Source organism: Rhizobium sp. BR 249 (assembly GCF_047445895.1).
Classification (GTDB): domain Bacteria; phylum Pseudomonadota; class Alphaproteobacteria; order Rhizobiales; family Rhizobiaceae; genus Rhizobium.
The window spans coordinates 207,526-230,296 of sequence record NZ_JARWKX010000003.1 but is presented as its reverse complement, the minus strand read 5'-3'; the positions used below and the strand labels follow the sequence as shown (position 1 = coordinate 230,296).

The window sequence follows — 22,771 nt, the reverse complement described above, 5'->3', positions numbered from 1 at the left end:
CATCGCGCATCTTTTCCGACGCGCAAGAGACGCCGACCGCTTCGCACCTTTACTGGATTTTTTTAGAAGCCGCCGGAAGAGAGCGCCGCCACGCCGTTTTCAGCCGCCACGTCGTCTCGCTTCAGAGCGACCAGAATTTCGTCGGCTACGGCTTCCGCCCCCGCCGGGGTGAAATGCACCTTATCGAAAATCAAGGCTTTGCCTTCCCGCGCCAGATCGCATCGCCCCGTCTCTATCCCGCAGAAGATCTTGGCCGGATCGACGCGCAGGACATGCTTGTCCTTGGGGCCATCGAGATAGGCATAGGACGGCAATGACTGCTCGATGAATTCATCCTGGGCGATGGTGATGGTCGGCGCCGGCATGCCCTTGTGCATCAGCTTGGCGACCTTGGCTGCGATCTCCGTGTCGCCGCGCGGATGAGGGTAGACGATGACCACTCGGATGCCGGCCGACGTCAAATCGCCGACGGTTTTGTCAAAAGCATCCTTCAACTTCTGTCCGACGTCTGGCGTCGCGACTTCCTCGTCCTTGAACACGTATCGGGATTGTGCGAAGAACACCTGCCAGGATGCGGCGAGAACGACGGTCTTGACCTTGCTCTTGACGAGATAGTCGATCGCGGCAGCATTGAAGGCACCGCATTCGCGCGCCTGGAGGGAGGCCATCGAAACATCGGCGACCGGCGCACAAAAGCTGTGCGTGATCTGCTCCAGGCCGATATCCATGCCGTCCAGACGCTTGGCAAGCGCGGGCGTCAGCGCCGATGCCAGGGAATCTCCGAGGATTGCGTAAGTCCGCGCGTGACCGCTATTGAATATGCAGTCCTTGATCGGCATCGCATCCCAATCCGACCCGCTCTCGATAAGACACGTCTTGCTCCACTCGCTGTCCGCGATGAAATCCTTGATCGGCTCCGGAAGTCGCCAGGGAATACCGCGCGTATCGTGGCCATAAAGCCCGAAGGCAAAGAGGGCTGCGAGCATCACCGATGCCGATACGGTCAGGCCCCGGCGGGTCGGCAGCAATCTGTGCCGGCTTCTGCGGAACGGCTGCTCGACGAAACGCCACGAGAGATAGCCGAGGACAAGAGCAACGCAGGCCAGCGCGCCCATCACGGCGAGACGGGGCGGATCGATGCTGCGAATGCGCGCAAAGGCAAAAAGCGGCTGGTGCCAGAGATAGGCGCTATAGCTGATCTTCCCGATCATGATGAAGGCGCGGGTCGAAAGCAGCGCCGCCACCCAGGTCCCCTGTCGGGCAAAGAGCAGCACGAGCATCGCGCCCACCACGGGAACCAGTGCGAGCGTGGAGGGAATGGGCGAGGTCTCGTCGAAGTAAAAGACGGAGAAGGCAATCATGCCGAAACCGAGGAGCGACAGCGGATCGCTGCCGCGTTCCTGCCCCTTCAACTGCATGAAGCTGCAGAGTGATCCGGCCAGAAACTCCCAGGCCCGCGACGGCAGGAAATAGAAATTGGCCGAGGGAAAGGCGCGTGACGCCCACTCGCTGTAGGCAAGGCTCGCAAGCGCAATCGCAACCAGGAGCGCAAAGAGCCAATTCCGCTTGCGCTTCCACATGAACATGACGAGCAGCGGGAAGACCATGTAATATTGCTCTTCGACGGCAAGGCTCCAGATATGAAGCAGCGGCACCTCTCCGGCCTCCGGCGCGAAGTAGCCGCTTTTGAACCAGAACAGGAAATTTGCGCCGGAGAGGCTGGTGGCAATCAGGCTGTCGGAGAAGGCACGAAATTCCTCCGGCATGACCCAGAGCCAGGCGAAGGGCAGACAGCACAGAATGACGAGAAACAGGGCCGGCAGGATACGGCGGGCCCGGCGCTCGTAGAATGCCGCCAGCGAAAAGGTGCCGTCGCGCATCTCCTCGAGGATGATCGACGTAATCAGAAAGCCGCTGATCACGAAGAAAACATCGACGCCGATGAAACCGCCGGAAAAGAGACTGCAACCCGCATGGAACAGAATCACGGGCATCACCGCGGCTGCCCGCAGGCCGTCAACCTCTCTTCGGTAAATCACTGTAAATATTCCTAAAATACAATGCTCTTGCTGACTGCGGAGTCATCCCCACGACTCAGGGCTTGCTTTAGGTAGCCGCAAGACTTATTGCAAGTGTGGATTTTAAAAAAATTGTGACTAAACTAGTGCTTTCATGCATCCCGTCGATGCAGGAGAGGACGGCACTCCGCGCCATGGCCGTAACGGGCGGGCCGTGATCCGAACGATTGCTTGAATTCCAGCCGCACCTCGCCTACCCCTTTCTGCGCGCGAGGGATCAGCCAACACTTTCGCGAGACTGCCGCTCGATGCCTGCGTCGAACGGTGATCTTACAACGCAGCGTCCGCATCGAACGCGACGATGGTTTTGCGAGCGAAAAAAGGAGCATGACTTGGCGAACAGATCGATTGACCACGCCTTCATGGCGACCAGCCTTACCTCCGCCGCCAGCGACCCGACCTTTGCCGGCGCGCTGTCCTTCATGCGCCGCCGCTTCACCAAGGAGCTTGCCGGCGTCGACGTCGCCGTCTGGGGCATTCCTTTCGATGCCGCGACATCGAACCGGCCGGGCACGCGCTTCGGGCCGCAGGCGATCCGGCGCGCCTCGGCGATCTTCGACAACGACGCGCAATATCCCTTCAACCGCGATCTCTTCGCCGGGATGGCCGTGATCGACTATGGCGATTGCCTGCTCGACTACGGCAACCATCAGGACACGCCCGCGGCGATCGAACGCCAGGCGAACGCCATCCTCGACAGCGGCGCCTTTCTGCTGACGCTCGGCGGCGATCACTACGTCACATGGCCGCTGCTGAAAGCCCATGCGGCAAAACATGGCCCCCTCGCCCTCGTGCAGTTCGACGCCCACCAGGACACATGGTTCGACGAAGAGCGGCGCATCGACCATGGTTCCTTCGTGGCGCGCGCCGTCCGCGAGGGCATCATCGATCCCGACCGATCGATCCAGATCGGCATCCGCACGCATGCGCCCGAGGATTGCGGCATCAATATCCTCTACGGGCATCAGGTCGAGGATATGAGCGCCGGCGACATCGCCTCTGCGATCATCTCGCATACGCGCGGCGCACCCGCCTATCTCACCTTCGATATCGATTGCCTCGATCCGGCCTTTGCGCCCGGTACCGGCACACCGGTTGCGGGCGGACCGTCGAGCGCCAAGATCCTCTCGGTGCTGCAGCGTCTGCATCAGCTCGACATACGCGGCGCCGATATCGTCGAGGTGTCGCCGCCCTACGACCACGCCGATACTACCGCCATTGCAGGGGCGACGGTGGCAATGTATATGCTGGGGCTTCATGCGGAGCGACGCGCCATCGCGACGTCACACGACTGATTTATTGATCTCCCAAACCGAATCCGGAAACCTTCAGAACCTCTTGAAAGCGCAGGTCTATCATGGCACCGAAAATCTTCATCGACGGCGAACACGGCACAACGGGTCTGCAGATCCGTACGCGCATGGCCGGCCGCCGCGATGTCGAGCTTCTGTCCATTCCCGAGGCCGAACGGCGCAATGCCGCCATGCGCGAAGACATGCTGAACGGCGCCGACATCGCCATCCTCTGCCTGCCCGACGATGCGTCGAAGGAAGCGGTTCAGATGGTTTCGGGCAACAACAACGTCCGCGTCATCGACACCTCGACGGCCTTCCGCGTCAATCCCGGCTGGGCCTATGGCTTCGCCGAAATGGACGGGGCGCAGGCCGACAGGATCAAGGCCGCCCGTTTCGTCGCCAATCCCGGCTGCTATCCCACCGGCGCGATCGGCCTCATCCGGCCGCTGCGCGCCGCCGGCATTCTGCCGGACGGCTATCCGGTGACGGTCAACGCGGTTTCCGGTTATACCGGCGGCGGCAAGCAGCTAATCGCCCAGATGGAAAATCCGGATCATCCGGATGCGATCACCGCGCCGCATTTCCTTTACGGCCTGCCGCTCACCCACAAGCATGTGCCGGAGATGACCGTGCATGGTCTGCTCGACCGCGCGCCGATCTTCTCGCCGTCGGTCGGCAAGTTCGCGCAGGGCATGATCGTGCAGGTGCCGCTCCATCTCGACGATCTCGCCGAGGGCACGACGATGGAGAGCATCCATGCCGCGCTCGTCGCCCATTTTGCCGGACAGGATATCGTCACCGTCGTGCCGCTCGCCGAAAGCAAGGCGCTGCCCCGTGTCAACGCCGTCGAGCTCGAAGGCAAGGACACGATGAAGCTCTTCGTTTTCGGCAAGGAAGGCGGTTCGCAGGTCAATCTGGTGGCCTTGCTCGACAATCTCGGCAAGGGCGCATCGGGCGCCGCGGTCCAGAACATGGACCTGATGCTCGCTTCCTGACGACATCATGACGCCGGATGCGCTTATCGCCGGCCTGCGTGCCTGGTTTGCAACCGCCCTGCCCGACCACGGCATCTACGCGCTGATGGCGTTTGCCTTCATCGCCGGACTTGCCCGCGGCTTTTCAGGTTTCGGGGCCGCGCTGATCTTCATTCCGCTCGGCGGCGCAATCGTCGGGCCGAAGCTGGTTTCACCGATCCTGCTCGTCATCGACGGCATTGCCACGCTCGGAATGATCCCGCCCGCCTGGCGCGGCGCCAACCGACGCGAGGTCTTCGTCATGGCGGCGGGGGCTGCCCTCGGTGTGCCGGCCGGCACGGCGATGCTGGCTTTGCTCGACCCGATGCTGCTGCGCTGGAGTATCGCGGTCATCGCCATATCCCTGCTTGCGCTCCTCGTCTCCGGATGGCGCTACCACGGCGCCCCGTCCACGCCGCTCACCAGCGGCGTCGGCCTGATCGCCGGGCTTTTCAGCGGCGCCGCGCAACTCGGCGGCCCGCCCGTCGTCGCCTATTGGCTCGGTGGCAAGAGCGATTCCGCGCGTGTCAGGGCGAATGTGGTGCTCTACTTCTCGATCTCGACCGTCTTCAGCGTCATCAGCTATTATGTCGGCGGTCTGTTCGTGCCCGCCGTCTTCGCGCTCACGGTCGTCACCCTGCCGAGCTATGCGGTCGGGCTCTACGGCGGCTCGAAACTCTTCGGGCTTGCGGAAGAACGGACTTTCCGCATCGCCTGCTACGTCCTGATCGGCGCCGCCGCGATCGTCGGCATGCCGTTGCTCGACGGCCTGCTACGCTGAAGCGGCTAGCTCAATCGTGTTCCGCGATCACCGTCTCGCGCGGATATTCGCCGTAAAAGCCCCGCCAGTTGGCAACAGCGAAGCCGAAAACGACAAGTGCGCCGGCCTGGTGCAGCAGGCCCCAGTGAAGCGGCACCTGCATCAGCAGCGTGGCGATGCCGATCGCCGCCTGTAGCGTCACCAGCGCGAAGAGCAGGACAGCGCGGCGAGCATGGGTGGTCCATGATGCCGCGCGCAGTGCAATCACCATATTGATGAGCGTCAGTGCGAAGAGTGTGTAGGCGCCGACGCGATGGATGAACTGCACCGTTTTCGGGTTCTCGAAGGCATTGATCCAGAAGGGTTGCTGTATCAGCAGATCGGAGGGGATGACGGCGCCGTCCATCAGCGGCCAGGTGTTGTAGGAAAAGCCGGCGTCGAGCCCAGCCACAAGAGCGCCGAGATAGATCTGGAACAGCGAGAAAATGGCGATCGTGGCGGCAAAGCCGCGCGAGCTTCGCGCCGGCATCGGATCGTTGGAATGTCTGGAGAGGCCGCGCATGATCCACATGCAGGAGGCGAAGATCAGGCAAGCCATGACGAGATGGGTCGCCAGCCGATATTGACTGACGTCGGTGCGGACGGAAAGCCCTGACGATACCATCCACCAGCCAATGAAGCCCTGCAGGCCGCCGAGCGCCAGGATGCCCAGGAGCGGCCAGCGCAGGCGCTTCTCGATCCGCCCTGTCAGCCAGAAATAGATCAGCGGCAGGGCGAAGATCACGCCGATGCCGCGGGCGATCAGCCGGTGCGCCCATTCCCACCAGAAGATGCCCTTGAATTCCTCGACGGTCATCGAGCTGTTCAACTGCTGAAATTCGGGAATGCGCTGGTAGAGGCGGAACTCCTCCTCCCATTCGGCAACCGACAGCGGCGGGATGACGCCGTGGATCGGCTTCCATTCGGTGATCGACAGGCCGGAATTGGTGAGCCGCGTGGCGCCTCCGACGAGCACGAGACAGAAAAGCGCCAAGAGCACGAAGCCGAGCCAGAGGCGCACGGCGCGGCGGTCGCGGTCCTGCTTTCGCATTTCGCTGCGGATCGCCTGTTCCGTGATGAGGTTCGCGACGGCCATGATGTCTCCTTCTATCCGGGTGTTGATTTGCCCCACCGGCTCATGCAAAACAAGCCCCGAACCTTTGCGGCATGCCGTCGCGCCGGTCGATGCGTCCAATCCAAGAGATAACCGATGCCCATCCGCCTCCGCAAATTCATCGGCACGATCCTCATCATCGTGCTCGTGCTCGGCTATGCGCTGCTGGCCAATACGATCGCGGTGGCAACGCTCGGCAACGCGCCCTGGTGGGGACACCTCCTCTATTTCTTCCTGACCGGTCTGCTTTGGGTCTTGCCTGCGATGGTGATCATCAAATGGATGGCCGGCCCCCGCCAGCGGTAAGATCACCCAGCGCGTCGCACCAAACTTGATCATGCGCAGCACTTTGACCCCCTGTTTTATGCATGTCGTTATCTCGGAACCGCTGCACAGTTCCGAGCGACATGCATTAACGGCGGAATAACCGTGATCAGCGGAAAACCTCGCCCACCACCTCCAGTTAAACCAAATATACGTCAGGCACCCCTACCTTCCGCTCAGCATTCTTGACCGGAGACCACCCGTGCAGACGCAAAAGCTCGATGTCGATGAACAGGCGTCAGACGACGCAGCGCTGGCCGAGACAGCCCTTTCGAACCTGCGCCAGCTGAGCATGAAACTCGCCATGGCCGAAATCGACATCAGCGTTTTCGAGGCAATGCAGCCGCTGGAGGACGACTGGCGAACTCTGGAGCGCGATAATCTCCAGTCGCTGCATCAGAGCTACGACTGGTGCGCCGCCTGGACAAGCGCCTTTCAGAGGCCGCTGGCGATCCTCAAAGGCACCCATGCCGGCCAGGCCGCTTTCATTCTGCCAGTCGAGATCGTCAAGTCCCGCGGGCTTTCCGTCGCGAAGTTCATCGCCGCCGATCACAGCAACATCAATACCGGTCTGTTTTCCGAAAGCTTTGCAGACAGCGGCGGCAGCATCGACGCCGACAAGTTCGCCGGCCAGCTCCAGCAGGCGCTGAAGGGCCGGGCCGATCTGCTGCTGCTGCAGAACATTCCGCTGGAATGGCGCGGGCGGCAGACGCCGCTGACGGGACTGCCGATGGTGCAGAACCAGAACCACGCCTACCAGCTGCCGCTGCTTTCCACCTTCGAGGAAACGCTGAAACAGCTCAACGCCAAGAGCCGGCGCAAGAAATTCCGCGTTCAGTCGAAACGTCTCGAGGCTGCGGGCGGCTTCGAATACGTCATTCCCGAAACGTCGGAAGAGCAGCATCGCCTGCTCAATACGTTCTTCCGCCTGAAGAGCGCCCGCTTTGCCAGCCTCGGCCTGCCCGACGTCTTCGCCGACAAGGAGACGCAGGCCTTTCTGCACGGCCTCATCGACAAGCGAGATGACGCCAGCCAGTATTTCGGACTGCAGATGCATGCGCTGCGGCTCAAAGGCGAAAACGAAGGCCGTATCGCCGCGATTTCGGGTATCTCGCGCAAGGGCGATCACATCATCTGCCAGTTCGGCGCGATCGACGAAGAGCTTGTGCCGGATACGAGCCCCGGCGAATTCCTCTATTGGCAGACCATCTCGGGACTGCATGGCAAGGGCGTGGCGCTGTTCGATTTCGGCCTCGGCGATCAGACCTACAAACGTTCCTGGGCGCCGGTCGAGACAGCGCATTACGACGTAGTGCTGCCGGTCTCGCCGCTCGGCGTCGCCGCCGGCGCCGCGCATCGGCTCGTCACCCGCGGCAAGGCGCATATCAAGGCGCGGCCCAAGCTCTATAAGTTCGCCCAGGGCATAAGGGCGCGGATCAGCTGACGCTCAGGCGGCCCGGCCGAATGCCTGCTCCGACCCATCCCCGCCCGACATCAGCACGACACGCTCATAGCCTGCCGCCTGGAATTCCGTCATCAGCGTCACGAAGATGGTCTCCTCGACCTCCGGCAGAGAGAGGATGATCTCGACGTCGCGGCTGCGCGTCAGCCGTGAAACGCCGGCGACATCGGCCGCACCGCACTCGACGACGACAAGGTCATAGGCGGCAGCGAGCGCATCGAGGAGCAGCGAAAGCCGGTCGACGCCACACATGGCGCGGCGCACATCGCTCTGGCCCTGCGGGATCAGATGCGCGTCGGAAAAACGGTCGCCATGAATCGTGTCGCCAAAGGCGGCCTCGCCGCAAAGCAGATCCGTGACGCCAAGGGCCACCCGGTCCTCTGCCATCAGTTCTGTGGGATAACCGGAACCGGTCATGTCGATCAGAATGACGCGGCGTCCGGCATCGGCAAGCATGCGGGTCAGCGAAACCGTCGCCACCGAACCATTGTCGCCGGTCGGAGATATCGCAATCGCCAGCGGCGCGCGGCTGTCCGTAAGATAGTCCGCAACGGAGGCAATGGAGAATTCATTGTCGTCCTCCAATGCCTGTTCGGCAGCCTCCACGTCCTCGACTTCGTCATCCTCATCCGCGACGACGGCAAGCATGCTCGGCTGGACAGGTTTTCTGGCGGCGGCAACGACCGGAGCGGCCTGCGGCACGTCGTCCTCGACGGCCGCTTCGTCTTCCGACTCCTTCGGCGCGGTATCGACGGCTCGGAGCGCCCGGCCGCTGAAGAGTTCGGCCAGCATGATGACGATCGCGCTCACGATCAACGTCGCGACAGCGGCGACGACGACGATCGGCACGACCTTCGGGAAATAGGGATCGACCGGTTCGATCGCCTTGGAAACGATGCGGGCATCGGCAGGGCTCGAATTGCTGTCGGCGCGGGAAGCCGCCTCGCGGTAGCGAACCAGATAGGTTTCGAGCAACTGGCGCTGTGCATTTGCCTCACGCTCCAGCGCGTTGAGGCCAACCTCGTCTTCGCCGGCACGGGCGCTGTTGGCCTGTACCGCGTCCTTCTGGCGCTCCAGCTCGCTCGCGCGCAGATCGGCAACCTTCGCTTCGTTTTCGATGCTCGCCAGGATCTTTTGCGTCTCCTGGCGGATTTGGCCGCGGATATCGGAGAGCTGGGCGCGCAGGCTTTTCAGCCGCGGATGGTTGTTGAGAAGGCTCGTCTGCAGGTCGGAGATCTGCGACTGCAGGCCGGATTCGGTCCCCTTCAGCCGCTGGATAGCCTGTGAGGACATGATGTCAGGCAGCGTGTCGGAAGCCTCGCCCGAAGACAGCGCATTGCGCACCGCCTGCGCCCTCGCCTCGGCATTGGCCTTGTCTCCACGCACGCGGGTCAGCTCGGCGGAGATATCGTTCAATTGCTGTGCCGGAAAGGTGGTCGTGCCGTTCGTCTGCAAGAGCCCGTAAGTGGTGCGATATTCGGCAACCTTCTGCTCGGCCTCGCTGACCTTCCGGCGCAGGTTTTCGATTTCCGGCTCCAGCCAGCGCGTCGCCTCCGAATTGGAATCGAGCTTGGCGCCGCTCTGGATCGAGAGGTAGACCTTCGCCATGGCGTTCGGGATGGCGGCGGCGAGCTTCGGATCCTTCGAGGTGAAGGTGATGCCGATGACGCGTGAACCCGGCACCTGATAGACTTGCAGCCGTTCGATGAAGGCGTCGATGACGCGCTCTTCCGGCGGGTTTTCCAGCGGGTTCTTCTTCAGGTGCAGTTTCACCAGGATACTGCTCATGGCAGAGCCATTGGCGGCGTCGTCGAATTCCGGCAGGTTATAGAGCTTCAGGTCGTTGATGACCCGCTTGAGGAGATCGGCCGATTGCAGGAGCTGCACCTGGCTGGCGATATTCAACTCGTCCATCAGCGGGCCGGCACTCGCGTCATTGGCCTGCTGGGTGCTGGCGAAGGCCGGCGCGCGGGGTTCGATGAGGAGCCGTGTTTCGCTGCGATATTGCGGCGACATCAGCTTGGCGCCGGCGAAGGCGGCACCTGCCGCCGCCAGAGTAATCGCCAAAACCCTGAGGCGGCGCGCCCAAACAGCGCGGACCAGCTGGCCGAGGTCGATGTCCACATCCTGATCACGCACTACGCCGGACATGCTCTTACTCCACAACAAACGAGCCGCAAGCGTAAACGACCATGGTAACTCAACGGTTAATGGCGATCCTGCCAAGAAATGAGCGAGGTCGGCGAAGGAAACCGGGAAATTGCATGCGCCCTTTACCGGGCATTAACCCTAACGGATCGATAACGGCTTCACCAAGTTCATTTTCTGTGAGCACAAGCGGATGTCTGTCGCCCCGCCCAAGATCCTTTTGGCCCTGAGCCTTGCAGCCATGACGGCAGCATTGGGCGGCTGCACGACGTATAAGCCGGCGCCGAAGGCCTTTAACGAGGCGACGATCCAGCCCTATACGCTCGACAGCGGCGACCGTCTGCGCATCACCGTCTTCGATCAGCAGAGCCTGACCAATACCTATACGGTGGATCAGGCCGGCTATATCGCCTTCCCCCTCATCGGCCAGGTCCCTGCCCGCGGCCGGACCCTGCAGCAACTCTCCGGGCAGATCGCCCAGAAACTGCAGCAGGGCTATCTTCGCGACCCCGACGTCACCATCGACGTCGATCGCTACCGATCGATCTTCATCATGGGCGAAGTCGGCCAGCCCGGCCAGTATGCCTATGTTCCCGGTATGACGGTGCAGAACGCCATCGCGGTTGCCGGCGGTTTCTCCAGCCGCGCCAACCAGAGCATGGTCGACGTCACCCGCAAGATCAACGGAGAGGTGCTGACCGGCCGCATCAACATATCCGGTCCGATCATCGCCGGCGACACGATCTACGTCCGCGAACGGCTCTTCTGAGCGATGGCAACAGAGAAGCCGCTCCGCATCCTCCACTGCTTCAGGTCGCCGGTCGGCGGGATCTTCCGCCATGTCCGCGATCTCGTCGAAGAGCACAGCAAGGCCGGTCATGAAATCGGCATCCTCTGCGACAGCTCGACCGGCGGCGAACATGAGGACAGCCTTTTCGACGATATCCGTCCCTATCTGTCGCTCGGCCTGACACGCGTGCCGATCCGGCGCTCCGTCAGCCCGTCCGATATTGCGACGATGTGGGATACGTACAAGAAAATCAAAAGTTTGCGGCCGGATGTGCTGCACGGACACGGCGCCAAAGGCGGCGTGCTCGCGCGACTTGCCGGCTCAGCTCTGCGGGTGAACAGGTATCGCGTAGCCCGCCTCTATACCGCGCACGGCGGAAGCCTGCATTATTCGCGCTCCTCGTTCACAGGACAGTTCGTCCTCAGGATGGAGCGCTTGCAGGAATATTTCACCGATGCGCTGGTCTTCATCTGCGAATACGAGCGCGACACCTATGCCCGCAAGGTGGGCAAGCCGCGAACGAAGACGAAACTGATCTACAACGGCATCGGAGAGCGTGAATTCGAGCCGATCCACACCCGGTCGGATGCCGTCCATTTCATCTATGTCGGGATGCTTCGGGACCTCAAGGGTCCCGATCTGTTTGTCGATGCCTTCGCCAAGACCGAGCGGCTGCTCGGCAGGCCGCTTTCAGCGCTGATGATCGGCGACGGGCCCGACCGCGACCGCTACCGCGAAATGATGGTCGAGCGCGGCCTCGGTAAACGTATCGGCATGCTGCCGGCGATGCGCATCCACGAAGCTTTCGCCATGGCGCAGAACCTCGTCGTCCCCTCGCGCGCCGAAGCCATGCCCTATATCGTGCTCGAAGGGCTCGGCGCCGGCAAGACGATCATCGCAAGCCGCGTCGGCGGCATTCCCGAGGTGCTCGGCAAGGACAGCCCTGCCCTTGTGGAGCCCGGCAATTCCGCCGATCTTGCCCGCGTCATGGCGGAAGCGCTGAGCACACCCAGCTGGCACGCCCAAACAATGCCCTCGCGCGACGCAGTAAAGGCCGTGTTTTCCTCGGCGGTGATGGCGCAGGATGTCCTGAAATTGTACCATGAGCTCGTCGATCCCACTGCCGGGCAAGCAATGTCCGCCGCCTCGTAAATATTTCTTAGGGGCTTTCTGGTATTTCGCTTGCTGACAACGAGCGACAAAACCCCATGAACAAACTGGAAAAAAGCGACCAATTCGACGTAGAAGCGCTGCGCAAGCAAGTTTCCGACGTCGAGGCGCGCAGCGACGCGGCCGAGGAGAAATCCTCCGGGCCGATCGAGATCAATCCCTATGCCCGGCAGATCGCCGAACAATTCCGCGACGGCCCGCAATCGCCCGTCATCATCATCGGGCAATTGCGGCTCCTGGAATTCCTGGCGCTCTTCGCCATTGCCCTGATCGCTCACTATTTCTGGCCGGGCGACGGCAGCGATACCCCGCTGATGCGCGCCGGCATGGCGGCGATCACTTCTGCCTTGACGGTCGTCGGGCTGCAGCTTGCCGACACCTACACCATTCCCGCACTTCGAGCCAAGCTCAGGCTGATGCCGCGCATCCTCGCCTCGTGGACGATCGCGCTTATCCTGACCGTCGGCTTTTTCGCGCTCGTCCGCGGAACGACTTGGGCGATGGTCGAGGCCTGTATCCCCTGGTTCGTGGTGGGCGCGCTTTTCCTGGCGGCCGAGCGTTTCCTCGTCGCCTACGGCATCCGCAACTGGGCGCGCAACGGCATCATGGAGCGGCGCGCCGTCATTGTCGGCGGCGGCGAACCGGCCAAGGAACTGATCCGCATCCTCGAACAGCAGGCCGACAACGACATCCGCATCTGCGGCATCTTCGACGACCGCGGCGAAAAGCGTTCGCCGATCATGGTCGCCGGTTATCCGAAACTCGGCACCGTGGCCGAACTCGTCGAATTCGTGCGGCTGACGCGCATCGACATGCTGATTATCGCCCTGCCGCTTTCGGCCGAGGCGCGTATCTTCGATCTCCTGAAGAAGCTCTGGGTCCTGCCGGTCGATATCCGCCTCGCTGCCCATGCCAACCGGCTGCGTTTCAGGCCGCGCGCCTATTCTCATGTCGGCTCGGTGCCGATGCTCGACATTTTCAAGAAGCCGATCCGCGACTGGGATTCCGTCGCCAAGCGCGGCTTCGACATCTTCTTCACCATAGTCGCGCTTGCGCTGCTCTGGCCGCTGATGCTCGTCACCGCCATCGCCATCAAGGCGACCTCGGAGGGCCCTGTCTTCTTCATGCAGAAGCGCCATGGCTTCAACAACGAAGTCATCAACGTCTTCAAGTTCCGCTCGATGTACACCAACATGAGCGACCCCACAGGCAGGGCCGCCGTGACCAAGGGCGATCCGCGCGTCACCCGCGTCGGCCGTTTCATCCGCAAGACCTCGATCGACGAGCTGCCGCAGCTTTTCAACGTGCTGAAGGGCGACCTCTCCCTCGTCGGCCCGCGTCCGCATGCCGTTCTCGCCCAGGCGCGCGACCGCGCCTTCGCCGATGTCGTCGAGGGCTATTTCGCCCGCCACCGCGTCAAACCGGGTGTCACCGGCTGGGCGCAGATCAACGGCTGGCGTGGCGAAGTGGACAATGACGAGAAGATCAAGTTCCGCACGGCCTACGATCTCTATTACATCGAGAACTGGTCGCTCTGGTTCGATCTGAAGATCCTGTTCCTGACGCCGATCCGGCTGCTCAACACGGAAAATGCCTATTGAGCGCGATCGAGGCGACATATCAGCGTGTCGCCCAGCCGCAGCGGGTGACGCTGCGCCTGATCGGCTCGGCCTTCGTCGCCTTCGGCGTCTTCCTCTCAGGCTTCGTCATCGATGAGCCGGCGCCTTATGAACTCTGGATGGCGGGGCTGATCGGCCTCTGGTTCATCCTCGGCCTGAAGATTTCGCGGGGCGTCGCGCCGTTGCTTGCCCTGCTCCTCACCTTCAATATCGGCGGCATGCTGTCGCTGACACAGATGAAGGATCTCGCGACCGGACCGATGTATATCGCGGTCTCGACCTTTCTGGCCCTGACGGCCGTCTTCTATGCGGCGATCATCGAGGACAGCCACAAGCGGCTGCCGCTGATCTTCAACGCCTGGGCCTTCGCCGCCGTCGCCACTTCAGCGCTCGGCGTGCTCGGCTATTTTCACGCCTTTCCGGGTTCAGAGGTCTTCACGCTCTACGACCGCGCCAAAGGCGCCTTCCAGGATCCGAACGTCTTCGGCCCCTTCCTGGTGCCGCCGTCACTCCATCTCATCCATGGAATCCTCGTCGGCGACCTGAAGAAATCGCCGTTGAAGGCCGTGGCCCTGCTGGTGATTGCGCTCGGTATCTTCCTCTCCTTTTCCCGCGCCGCCTGGGGTCTCTTTGCCCTTGGCGTACTGCTCTTGATTTTCATCATGCTGCTGAAGGAGCGCAGCGGCGCCTTCCGCTTGAGAGTGCTGATCCTGTCGCTGGCGGCGATCATCATGCTGGTCGCATCGCTGCTGGTGGCGCTGCAGATCCCGAAGGTCGCAAACCTGTTTTCGGCACGCGCCCAGCTAGTGCAGCAATATGACGGCGAGCATCTCGGCCGCTTCGAGCGCCACAGGATCGGCTTCACCATGATGATGGAGCGCCCGCTCGGCATCGGCCCGCTCGTGTTCGGCACGATGTTTCCCGAGGACGAGCACAATATCTGGCTGAAATCGCTGACCACCTATGGATGGCTCGGCTTCGTCAGCTATGTCGGCATGCTGCTCTGGACACTCACGATCGGCTTCCGCAACCTGCTGCTCGATCGGCCCTGGCAACCCTTCCTCATGATCGCCTGGATCTCCGTTCTCGGCCACGCGGCAATCGGCAACGTGATCGACATCGACCACTGGCGCCATGTCTACCTGCTGTTCGGCACGGTCTGGGGCTGCGTAGCGCTGGAAGCGCGCCACAAGCGCCGCCGAAATCTCGCCGGAGCGGCTTGAAGCCTTGCCGCCGATGGCTTGGGCTTCCTATTTCGTCGTCCCTGCCGTCAGGCCGGCGATGAACCGGCGCTGGAAAATGAGATAGGTCAGGATGAGCGGGGCAATGACGATCACCGCGCCGGCGGTCAGAACCGGCGTGTTGACGGTGTAGCGCCCCTGGAAAAACAGCATGCCGAGAGGCAGCGTCCGATAGGCGTCGTCGTTGACCAGAATGAAGGGGATCAGAAACTCGTTCCAGGTCCAGATGAACAGGAACAGCGCCAGTGTCGACATTGCCGGCACCATGAGGGGGACGACGATCTTGCGAAGGATGTAAAAGCGCCCGGCGCCATCGAGAACCGCCGCCTCGAGGATTTCCTCCGGCAGTTGCTGCATCGCGCTGGCGAGGAAAATCGTCGAGAATGGGATCGACATCGCGATCTGCGGCACGATCACGGCCGCATAGGTATTGATCCATCCGAGATACCGCATTTCATAATAGAGCGGGATGATGAAGGCTTCGGCCGGCACCATCATGCCAAGCGTCAGGATGGCGAACAGCGTACGTCGAAGCGGGAAAGACAAATAAGCGAAGGCGAAGCCCGTCAGCAGGCCGAGAAAGACGCTCGCGGCGACGACGGGTATGACGACGATGATCGAATTCCAGAAGTAGATGTTGAAATGCCCTGCATTCCAAGCATCGAGGTAATTCTCGAAATGCGGATATGCCGGCAAGGCGAACGCACCTTTCAGGACGTCGGCCTTGCTCTTTATCGACGTCAGAAGCAGAAGCAGGAACGGCGTGATCGTGACGAATGCGAGAAGCCAGAGGAGAATGCGAAGAGGGAGCGTGGTCGCGGGGATATTGGACGAACGGCTCATCACGCCACCCCTTTGTTCTGCGAGCCGACAAACCGGTGAATTATATAGTTGATGATGAATGTCAGGGCCGCGCCGACAATGGCGATGGCCGCCGCCGCGCCGAACCGATTGAGCTCGAAGCCGAGCTGATACATGTAGATGTTCGGCACGAGCGTCGCATTGGCGGGGCCGCCGCGGGTCATGGTGAAGATCAGGTCGAAGCTCTTGATCGACGCGATGACGGTCAGAAGCAAAACCACCCTTATCTCAGGCAATAGAAGCGGCAGCGTTATCCAGAAGAAGGTCTTTCGCGCCGAAGCGCCATCGACCTTGGCGGCGTCGAAAAGCGACGGGTCGATGCGCTGAATTCCCGTGAGGAAGATGACCATGCAGAAGCCGAAGAAATACCAGGTCGCGACGATCCCGACTGCGGGAAGCACAAAGTCGAAATCTCCCAGCCATGGGAGCGCGAACTTGCCCAGGCCTACCGCTCTCAGGAATTGATTGAAGGGGCCGAAGGCAGGATTGTAGAGCCATGCCCAGATGATGCCCAACACGGCAGTCGGCATGATATAAGGCAGGAACAGGAACGTACGCAGGGCAAGCTGTTCGCGTTGCTTCAGATTCCAGACGCAGGCGGCAAGAGCTATGCCGAGCACGAGCGGCAGGACACAATAGAAAATCATGAGCTCGGCATTGTTGCGCAAGGCAATATAAAAACGATCGTCGGAAAAGAGATCGACGTAATTGCCGAGGCCAACCCACTTGGGCATGGTCAGGCCGTCCCAGCTGGTCAGGCTCAATCCCAAAGCCGCGACAATCGGGCCGAAGACGAAAGCCGCGTAAAGCAGCAATCCCGGCAACAAATAGATCCAATTGGTATGTTCGGAACCATCAAGTGGGGAGCGCTTCATCCGGTACTCCATGAAGCCAAAACTATCGTCGTTGCGCCGCAAGCCTGAGATCGCGGCGCTGATTTTCTAACTGAGATCGACAAGACGCAGGCCACGGGCGCGGGCGGCCGCAACCTGCGTCTGCGCCATTTTATTTCTGACCCTTCAGATACGCCTGATAATCCTTGTCCATGGCGTCGACGAAGGCTTCGGGCGTGATCTTGCCGGACAGAAGAAGCGGCGTGTTGTCGTCGATTGTCTTCAGCATCGTCGGGCTCGACCAATCGGGATAATGGCCGAGAGCGTCGTTGGCGTTGAGCGCCTTCCACATCTCGATGCCGGCGGTGAGCAGCGGCGTAAGCTTCGGCTTTGCATCCGCCGCCAGCGATGTTGCCGGAAGATAGCCAGCATTGGCCCAGGTTTCGGCAGCCTTTTCCGAAACCATATAGTCGATATATTCGCCGGCCAGATCCTGAGTCGCCTTTTCCTTGGCAAGGCTCGTTATCGCCCAGGCGAGGTCCACGCCGCCGACGCTCAGGGGCTTGGAAATACCTTTCGGGGCAGGAATGGCCATGAAGCCGATATCCTGATTGTGCTGCATATCACCGAAATACCAGGTCCCGGAGATCAGGAAGGCGCCTTGCCCTGATATGAAAAGCTGGACGGCGTCATCACCCGAGATGCCCTCGAAACCGGGGTAGAAATAGCCGCCCTGCGCCCACTTCTGCACGAGTTTGGCGGATTCTATGTTGCCCTTGGTGTTCCAGGAGCCGCCCTTGCCGTAAATCAGATCGTCAAGTTCGGCACGATTGCTCGCATCGATATGCGCCTGATCGATGGCGCCGATCATGTGCAGGGCCAGATGCTGCTTTGCCGAGCCCATCATGAAGGGCGCAACACCCTTTTCCTTCAGCTTGTCGAGAGCGGCCAAGAGCTCCTCGAAGGTTTGCGGCAGCGCTATGCCCGCATCATCGAGGATCTTCTTGTTGTAGTAGAGACCGACGATTTCGGCGAGGCCCGATATGCCGTAGGTCTTGCCCACGCCGAATTTTGGTCCGTCCCAGCGGTCTCGGGCAAGCACGGAATCCGATTGCCGCTTATCCCAGCTGTATTTCTTGATGTAGTCGTCGACAGGAAGGAGCAGGCCTTCCTTCACCATGGCGCCCATGTCGCCGGCGCCCTGGTTGACCTTGGTGACGACGGGGCCATCCCCTGCCGAAACAGCAAGCTTCAGCGTCAACTTCATGTCGTCGAAGGTCCGGGCGGTGCGTTTGATGGTGACGCCGGGATGAGCAGCTTCGAACTCCTTGTTCAGCTGCTCGATGACCGCGCTCTGGCCTTCATAGGTCTGATCGTCCCATACAGGCAGATCGGCAGCGCGCGCAGCGGAAAGGCCGAGGCTGACAAGCGCCGCGCCGGCAAGCGCGACAGCTGCTCTCAATTGGCATGCGGACAGTATGTTGATCGATTTCACGCTTCTTTTCATCTGTTCCACCATTTATTTGGTTTATTCTCCACTCCCCGTTCAGTCTCTGCGCCAAGCACCGGCCGAACGTTTTCTTCCCCCAGAGCTTTGCCGGACCGACGAATCTGAGGTAATCCTCAATGCATGAGCCTCCCTCGCAACTTGGAATGACAAGACGCCACGCAGGAGGTGGCAACGTGATGGACAGCAACTGCTTCCTTCGCCCGGCGGTTGACGCGGATAGCGAAGCCCTTTTCGAAATCTGCCTCAAAACCGCAGATGGGGGCAATGATGCCAGCGCATTTTACAGCGATCCGCATCTGCCCGGCTATATCTGGTCGGTGCCCTATCTCAAATTCGCCAAGGACTTTGCTTTTGTCCTGGTTCTCGACGACCGCCCGGTTGGCTATGTCGTCGGCGTGCCGGATACTGCCCGGTTCGACAAGGACCTCGAAGCAAACTGGTGGCCGCTTGTTCGCCGGCAGATCGCCGGCCTCACACCCGCCCGTCCGCGCGACGCCGACGTGATAGAGCGGATTCATGCGCCGCGCAGCGGGACGCCGTGGCTTCAGGACGATTACCCCGCGCATCTCCATATCAACATCCTGCCCGGGCTTCAGGCGAGCGGCTGGGGACGCAGGATGATCAATACCGAGCTCGAGGCGCTGAAAAAGCATGGGGTCAGCGCCGTGCATCTCGGTGTCGATCCGAAAAACGAGCGCGCCAGAGGCTTCTACCGCCATATTGGTTTCTCTGAGCTGGAACAGGACGGCGCCGTGGCCTTCGCAATGCGGATCGATGACCGATCCGGGCAAAGCGCCTCCTGATTTCCCTGAGTCAGGAAAACTCTTTATCTCTTTGTTTCTGCTTAATTTCGGGCACAGAACCGCCGCGCGCCTTTGCTGCGACTGCTCTATAACCAATGATGCCGCAATGCTCATGAGATGGCTCCGCAGTTGGCGGCGTGTATCCCTTGGCCAACCATGCTATAGGCCGTCCTCCATTTGTCAAGGACATAGACAAATCGTCGGTTTAATGTACTCTGATACAGCCGGAAGACGAGGTTTATGCGCCAGATCTTTCGCTCTTATCGATAATTCGACTTGATATCGTCCTGATTAAGTATGCGCTCCGAACTAATTGGAACGGGCTATCTTGATGGCAATGACATCTTCGGTCGTACAGACTCCCATCGCGCGAAAAATTTCAACCAATGCCGTGATCCGAACCGTCCTGGCAAACGGGCCGATTTCCCGCGCCGACATTGCCAAGCTGACAGGCCTGTCGAAGCAGACGATTTCCGATGTCGTGCGCGACCTCCAGGATGATGGATGGCTGAAACCCGTTGGACAAACAGATGGTCGCCCGGGCCGGAATGCCATCACCTACGAAATCAACGCGAGGGCCGGGCTGGCCGCCTCCATCGACCTGGGGGATACGAGGATCGCCGCAGTGATCTGCGATCTTTTGGGAAACGTGGTCACCGAAATCAACGTGCTTACCGACCCGCGCGGCGGCACGCATCTCATCAATCAATTCAGCGATCTCCTCGCCGAGCTCGCGCTTGCCGCCGGGACCACCACCGATAGGCTCCGCCTCGTCGTCCTAGGCAGCCCCGGCGTGCTCGATCCAGCCACCGGGCATATCAACGTGGCGCCGAATATCCCGGGCATCGATGCGATCGATCTGCGGCAACTCTTCAGCGACAGAATGGGTATGGCCGTGATCGTCGAAAATGATGTCAACCTCGCCGCGCAAGGAGAGAAGTGGCGGGGACACGGCGTTGAAAGCAGCAATTTCGCTTTCGTTGCGCTCGGAACGGGGATCGGCATGGGTATCATCGCCAACGGAGCTCTGTTGCGCGGGGCACGGGGCGCGGCCGGCGAAATTGCCTATCTTCCGATCGGCGGAGATGCCTTCGATCCTGGCGGGTTTACGCTTGGAACCTTTGAGTGCGCCGTCGGCAGCGAAGCGATGCTGCGCCGCTACACCGGTTTCGGCGGGCGTAACGCCTCGACCGTGACCGATCTCTTCGCCGCGTTCAACGCGGGAGAAACAAGCGCAGTTGCGGCAATTGAAGAGACGGCAAGGCTGGCGGCGGTCGCCATTGCTGCCATCGGCGCAACTCTCGATCCTGAAATGGTGATCATCGGCGGCAGCATCGGCGCCAGGCCGGAGCTCGTAGACGCCATCCGGCGTTTCCTGCCGCGTTGTACGCCCTACCCGCCGCGCATCGAGATCAGCCGCTTCGGGAACCGGGCCTCCCTCATGGGAGGCGTGGGAATCGCGGTCGAGCGCATGCATGACGATCTCTTTGGCGTAAAATTGAGAGACGTCTGAAGAGGCATGGAGAGGCAGCGGCATCAGCCAGCGTGCAGCGACCTGTGAGTTCGCCGATCAACCGCCGCACCACTTGAGAAGTGTGGGAAATGCGCTAGATTTTCCATCATGATAACGGCAACGCAGATACGCGGCGCACGCGCCATGATCGGGATGAGCCTCGAAGAGCTCGCCGCCGCAAGCGGCCTGACGCCCGAGACCGTGGCGGCGCTGGAAAAGGGCGAATGGATGGGCGAGCCGCATGCGTTGCTCGACGTGCGCGCAACGCTCGAAGCGCACGGCATCATCTTTCTCTCCAGCGGCAATCAGGACGAAGGCGGCCCCGGCATCCGGTTGCGTGCACGCACATCGAGCGACGACGGCATCCGGCCGGAAAACCTCAACGCCGCCAACGACGACTGACGGAACCCAACGATCAGAGATAGGTCTTTGCGAGGTCGGCAAGCTTGCCGCCGTCCCTCACGCCCTGCCTGTAGAGCTGGATGATCACCGCGCCGATCCGCTCGGCCTCCGGCGCCGTCCTGTTGAGACCGCGCTCTTCGCAGACCTTGTCGAGCACCTGCGAAAGGAGATCGAGATCTTCCGAGAAAAGCGGTAAATCATGGGGGTGAATTGACGATCGCAACATCACGCCGCAGTTCCCTCCGAGGGCAAACGCATCCAACGCTTGCACCGCCAGCCGCCCTCCGCAACCGACGATGAGAGCATTATGCGCGACGGCTTGAACTTTAGCAACTGCGCAGATTTCGGTGGAACAATATTTTGTCCCATGCGTTAGCGCCGCGTTTAAAAGCATGAAGCAGCGGATGCAGACGCAAGCGAAAAACGCTTTCCCTCCCCTGCCCCGAGCGGCACTTTGCGACGAGTTTAGCCGCTGCGACCGCCGCCAGCGGCGACGAGTTGAGGATGAATGGAGCCTTCCATGATCACCTTGGCGGTGACCTCGATCACCCGCTCTTCGGCGAGTTCGGCAAGGGCCAACGCCACATCGCCCTCCGACCATCCGGCTTTGACGGCCTCTTCCGACAGAGCCTGAAACGCGCTGGCGAGGGCCTGCCTGCAAGTTAGATTCTGCTTCATATCCGCCATGCGCTCGCACTAGGCTATCTGGGACAGGGATAATGTTAATCTACACCTATTCGTAGGAATGCGAAGAGGTTTCAGCCACTCATTCAATCCAAAATTAAGTTATTCAGTCAAGAACGGCGTACAGCCTTAACAAAAGACGACAAATACCATGTCCTCGAACTAGAGGAGCCCCAAAAAGAACTACTGGATTTGCTTGCGACTGCACTCTGGGGGAGTATTTCGTCGCGTTATTTACTTTAAATGGTCGGGGCGACTGGACTTGAACCAGCGACCCCTTGACCCCCAGTCAAGTGCGCTACCGGGCTGCGCTACGCCCCGACCTGCCGAAACGGCTTGCTTCGTTTAGTTTTTCAGCGCGTGCAATGCAAGCGGAAAAAGCCTGCCTCCAAGAAAAAGAGGCACTTCGCGGCAATGGTCAGACCGCAGCCAGCATCAGCCGGCCTTCGGCGGTCTGGCGGGGCTGCCATGCCTGGTAGTTGGCGATCGAGAAATGCGGCGTTTCGAAAGGCGTGGCGTGGGTTTCGGTGATCACGGTGACATCGGCGCCGGCGGCTTCGCCGGCGAGGATGCCGGCGACCGCATCTTCGAAGACCAGGCATCTCGACGGGTCGACGCCGAGGCGGCTTGCGCCGAGCAGATAACCTTCGGGGCTGGGCTTGCCCGATTTGACCTCACCGCCGCTGACCATGACCTTCGGCATCGGGATGCCGGCAGCGGCCATGCGGCGCTTGGCGAGTTCGATCGGAGCGGAGGTGACGATCGCCCATCGGCCATCGGCGATGGCGCTCAGGAAACGAATGGCGCCCGGGATTTCGACGATGCCGGAGACATCTTCCATTTCCTCGGCGAGCAGCAGATCCGCCTCATGAGCCGGATCGACACCAGGCAGTCCAAGCCCGCGAATGACGTCGGAGGCGCGGATGCCGTGGATGGTCTTCAGGAAGACCTCCGGCTCGAAGCCGTGGCGTCTTGCCCATTCGCTCCAGACACGTTCGACGACGGCAATGGAATTCAGGAGCGTTCCATCCATATCGAAGAGGAAGGCGTCGTAAGACCTGTCGAGAATATCATGGAGAGCGGACACGGGAGTTTCCTTGCGAGCGACGAGG

21 protein-coding genes and 1 tRNA gene are annotated in these 22,771 nt (G+C 61.1%); 12 read left to right on the top strand and 10 right to left on the bottom strand.

Translation table 11 applies throughout. The features are described from left to right. Positions 1 to 62 precede the first annotated feature (62 nt). A complete protein-coding gene (locus QD408_RS05050) occupies positions 63 to 2,039 on the bottom strand; it encodes an acyltransferase family protein (protein WP_088685401.1) in 1,977 nt (658 codons plus the stop codon). Between the two features lie 371 nt (positions 2,040 to 2,410). On the opposite strand from QD408_RS05050, the gene speB reads away from it, so the two are divergent. The 3 genes from speB (at position 2,411) to QD408_RS05035 (ending at position 5,167) form a co-directional block, all read left to right on the top strand. Further along, positions 2,411 to 3,373, top strand: a complete 963-nt coding sequence (gene speB, locus QD408_RS05045) for an agmatinase (RefSeq protein ID WP_088685400.1) — start codon at positions 2,411 to 2,413, stop codon at positions 3,371 to 3,373. A gap of 62 nt (positions 3,374 to 3,435) precedes the next feature. Further along, positions 3,436 to 4,368 carry an N-acetyl-gamma-glutamyl-phosphate reductase gene (gene argC, locus QD408_RS05040; protein WP_414138544.1) on the top strand — a complete coding sequence of 311 codons (933 nt, stop codon included), beginning with the start codon at positions 3,436 to 3,438 and terminating at the stop codon, positions 4,366 to 4,368. A 7-nt stretch (positions 4,369 to 4,375) separates the two neighbouring features. After that, complete coding sequence (locus QD408_RS05035; protein WP_088685398.1) at positions 4,376 to 5,167, top strand: sulfite exporter TauE/SafE family protein; 792 nt, start codon at positions 4,376 to 4,378, stop codon at positions 5,165 to 5,167. A gap of 10 nt (positions 5,168 to 5,177) precedes the next feature. Here the strand turns inward: QD408_RS05035 and QD408_RS05030 are convergent, their stop codons facing one another. Then, positions 5,178 to 6,281, bottom strand: a complete 1,104-nt coding sequence (locus QD408_RS05030; protein WP_414138543.1) for a COX15/CtaA family protein — start codon at positions 6,279 to 6,281, stop codon at positions 5,178 to 5,180. Between the two features lie 114 nt (positions 6,282 to 6,395). On the opposite strand from QD408_RS05030, the gene QD408_RS05025 reads away from it, so the two are divergent. Next, positions 6,396 to 6,605, top strand: coding sequence for a DUF2842 domain-containing protein (locus tag QD408_RS05025; protein WP_088685396.1), 210 nt, complete (start codon positions 6,396 to 6,398; stop codon positions 6,603 to 6,605). Between the two features lie 220 nt (positions 6,606 to 6,825). Beyond that, on the top strand, positions 6,826 to 8,067 hold the full coding sequence (locus tag QD408_RS05020; RefSeq protein ID WP_414138542.1) for a GNAT family N-acetyltransferase: 1,242 nt from the start codon (positions 6,826 to 6,828) through the stop codon (positions 8,065 to 8,067). Between the two features lie 3 nt (positions 8,068 to 8,070). Here the strand turns inward: QD408_RS05020 and QD408_RS05015 are convergent, their stop codons facing one another. Next, positions 8,071 to 10,236: a GumC family protein gene (locus QD408_RS05015; RefSeq protein WP_414138541.1), complete on the bottom strand. Its 2,166-nt coding sequence runs from the start codon at positions 10,234 to 10,236 to the stop codon at positions 8,071 to 8,073. Positions 10,237 to 10,426: 190 nt separating this feature from the next. Here QD408_RS05015 and QD408_RS05010 point away from each other — a divergent pair, with 190 nt between their 5' ends. From QD408_RS05010 to QD408_RS04995, 4 genes are read left to right on the top strand one after another with little or no spacing between them, the layout of a single operon-like run. Beyond that, positions 10,427 to 11,002: a polysaccharide biosynthesis/export family protein gene (locus QD408_RS05010; protein ID WP_088685393.1), complete on the top strand. Its 576-nt coding sequence runs from the start codon at positions 10,427 to 10,429 to the stop codon at positions 11,000 to 11,002. Positions 11,003 to 11,005: 3 nt separating this feature from the next. Continuing rightward, positions 11,006 to 12,175: a glycosyltransferase gene (locus tag QD408_RS05005; RefSeq protein WP_414138540.1), complete on the top strand. Its 1,170-nt coding sequence runs from the start codon at positions 11,006 to 11,008 to the stop codon at positions 12,173 to 12,175. A gap of 56 nt (positions 12,176 to 12,231) precedes the next feature. Further along, positions 12,232 to 13,794: an undecaprenyl-phosphate glucose phosphotransferase gene (locus QD408_RS05000; protein WP_414138538.1), complete on the top strand. Its 1,563-nt coding sequence runs from the start codon at positions 12,232 to 12,234 to the stop codon at positions 13,792 to 13,794. Next, positions 13,791 to 15,035 (top strand): O-antigen ligase family protein, encoded by a 1,245-nt coding sequence (locus tag QD408_RS04995; protein ID WP_414138537.1) that lies wholly within the window; start codon positions 13,791 to 13,793, stop codon positions 15,033 to 15,035. The genes QD408_RS05000 and QD408_RS04995 overlap by 4 nt, the downstream gene beginning before the upstream one ends. Positions 15,036 to 15,062: 27 nt before the next feature. On the opposite strand, the gene QD408_RS04990 is transcribed toward QD408_RS04995, so the two are convergent. The 3 genes from QD408_RS04990 to QD408_RS04980 all read right to left on the bottom strand — a co-directional run bounded on the left by QD408_RS04990 (position 15,063) and on the right by QD408_RS04980 (position 18,254). After that, complete coding sequence (locus QD408_RS04990) at positions 15,063 to 15,896, bottom strand: carbohydrate ABC transporter permease (RefSeq protein ID WP_414138536.1); 834 nt, start codon at positions 15,894 to 15,896, stop codon at positions 15,063 to 15,065. Continuing rightward, positions 15,896 to 16,789: a carbohydrate ABC transporter permease gene (locus QD408_RS04985; protein ID WP_088685388.1), complete on the bottom strand. Its 894-nt coding sequence runs from the start codon at positions 16,787 to 16,789 to the stop codon at positions 15,896 to 15,898. Before QD408_RS04985 ends, QD408_RS04990 begins: the two co-directional genes overlap by 1 nt. Positions 16,790 to 16,919: 130 nt before the next feature. Continuing rightward, positions 16,920 to 18,254 (bottom strand): extracellular solute-binding protein, encoded by a 1,335-nt coding sequence (locus QD408_RS04980; protein WP_414138535.1) that lies wholly within the window; start codon positions 18,252 to 18,254, stop codon positions 16,920 to 16,922. A 179-nt stretch (positions 18,255 to 18,433) separates the two neighbouring features. Between QD408_RS04980 and QD408_RS04975 the strand changes: the two genes are divergently transcribed. The 3 genes from QD408_RS04975 to QD408_RS04965 all read left to right on the top strand — a co-directional run bounded on the left by QD408_RS04975 (position 18,434) and on the right by QD408_RS04965 (position 20,975). After that, entirely contained in the window at positions 18,434 to 19,060 is a 627-nt protein-coding gene (locus QD408_RS04975) for a GNAT family N-acetyltransferase (protein ID WP_414138570.1), read from the top strand. Between the two features lie 331 nt (positions 19,061 to 19,391). Beyond that, positions 19,392 to 20,573, top strand: coding sequence for an ROK family transcriptional regulator (locus QD408_RS04970; protein ID WP_414138534.1), 1,182 nt, complete (start codon positions 19,392 to 19,394; stop codon positions 20,571 to 20,573). Between the two features lie 108 nt (positions 20,574 to 20,681). Then, a complete protein-coding gene (locus QD408_RS04965) occupies positions 20,682 to 20,975 on the top strand; it encodes a helix-turn-helix domain-containing protein (protein WP_088685385.1) in 294 nt (97 codons plus the stop codon). 13 nt (positions 20,976 to 20,988) lie between these two features. On the opposite strand, the gene QD408_RS04960 is transcribed toward QD408_RS04965, so the two are convergent. The 4 genes from QD408_RS04960 to QD408_RS04945 form a co-directional block, all read right to left on the bottom strand. Next, entirely contained in the window at positions 20,989 to 21,201 is a 213-nt protein-coding gene (locus tag QD408_RS04960) for a hypothetical protein (protein ID WP_088685384.1), read from the bottom strand. 239 nt (positions 21,202 to 21,440) lie between these two features. Next, a complete protein-coding gene (locus QD408_RS04955) occupies positions 21,441 to 21,662 on the bottom strand; it encodes a hypothetical protein (RefSeq protein WP_088685383.1) in 222 nt (73 codons plus the stop codon). A 241-nt stretch (positions 21,663 to 21,903) separates the two neighbouring features. Next, positions 21,904 to 21,980, bottom strand: a tRNA-Pro gene (locus QD408_RS04950). Between the two features lie 97 nt (positions 21,981 to 22,077). Beyond that, positions 22,078 to 22,746, bottom strand: a complete 669-nt coding sequence (locus QD408_RS04945) for an HAD family hydrolase (RefSeq protein ID WP_088685382.1) — start codon at positions 22,744 to 22,746, stop codon at positions 22,078 to 22,080. Positions 22,747 to 22,771 lie beyond the last annotated feature (25 nt).

What these genes read in the sequence shown, in the direction of transcription:
- argC (WP_414138544.1), top strand. Translation starts at nt 3,436, where the DNA reads ATGGCACCGAAAATCTTCATCGACGGCGAACACGGCACAACGGGTCTG.
- QD408_RS05035 (WP_088685398.1), top strand. Translation starts at nt 4,376, where the DNA reads ATGACGCCGGATGCGCTTATCGCCGGCCTGCGTGCCTGGTTTGCAACC.
- QD408_RS05030 (WP_414138543.1), bottom strand. Translation starts at nt 6,281, where the DNA reads ATGGCCGTCGCGAACCTCATCACGGAACAGGCGATCCGCAGCGAAATG.
- QD408_RS05025 (WP_088685396.1), top strand. Translation starts at nt 6,396, where the DNA reads ATGCCCATCCGCCTCCGCAAATTCATCGGCACGATCCTCATCATCGTG.
- QD408_RS05015 (WP_414138541.1), bottom strand. Translation starts at nt 10,236, where the DNA reads ATGTCCGGCGTAGTGCGTGATCAGGATGTGGACATCGACCTCGGCCAG.
- QD408_RS05010 (WP_088685393.1), top strand. Translation starts at nt 10,427, where the DNA reads ATGTCTGTCGCCCCGCCCAAGATCCTTTTGGCCCTGAGCCTTGCAGCC.
- QD408_RS05005 (WP_414138540.1), top strand. Translation starts at nt 11,006, where the DNA reads ATGGCAACAGAGAAGCCGCTCCGCATCCTCCACTGCTTCAGGTCGCCG.
- QD408_RS05000 (WP_414138538.1), top strand. Translation starts at nt 12,232, where the DNA reads ATGAACAAACTGGAAAAAAGCGACCAATTCGACGTAGAAGCGCTGCGC.
- QD408_RS04990 (WP_414138536.1), bottom strand. Translation starts at nt 15,896, where the DNA reads ATGAGCCGTTCGTCCAATATCCCCGCGACCACGCTCCCTCTTCGCATT.
- QD408_RS04985 (WP_088685388.1), bottom strand. Translation starts at nt 16,789, where the DNA reads ATGAAGCGCTCCCCACTTGATGGTTCCGAACATACCAATTGGATCTAT.
- QD408_RS04980 (WP_414138535.1), bottom strand. Translation starts at nt 18,254, where the DNA reads ATGAAAAGAAGCGTGAAATCGATCAACATACTGTCCGCATGCCAATTG.
- QD408_RS04975 (WP_414138570.1), top strand. Translation starts at nt 18,434, where the DNA reads ATGGACAGCAACTGCTTCCTTCGCCCGGCGGTTGACGCGGATAGCGAA.
- QD408_RS04970 (WP_414138534.1), top strand. Translation starts at nt 19,392, where the DNA reads ATGGCAATGACATCTTCGGTCGTACAGACTCCCATCGCGCGAAAAATT.
- QD408_RS04965 (WP_088685385.1), top strand. Translation starts at nt 20,682, where the DNA reads ATGATAACGGCAACGCAGATACGCGGCGCACGCGCCATGATCGGGATG.
- QD408_RS04960 (WP_088685384.1), bottom strand. Translation starts at nt 21,201, where the DNA reads ATGTTGCGATCGTCAATTCACCCCCATGATTTACCGCTTTTCTCGGAA.
- QD408_RS04955 (WP_088685383.1), bottom strand. Translation starts at nt 21,662, where the DNA reads ATGGCGGATATGAAGCAGAATCTAACTTGCAGGCAGGCCCTCGCCAGC.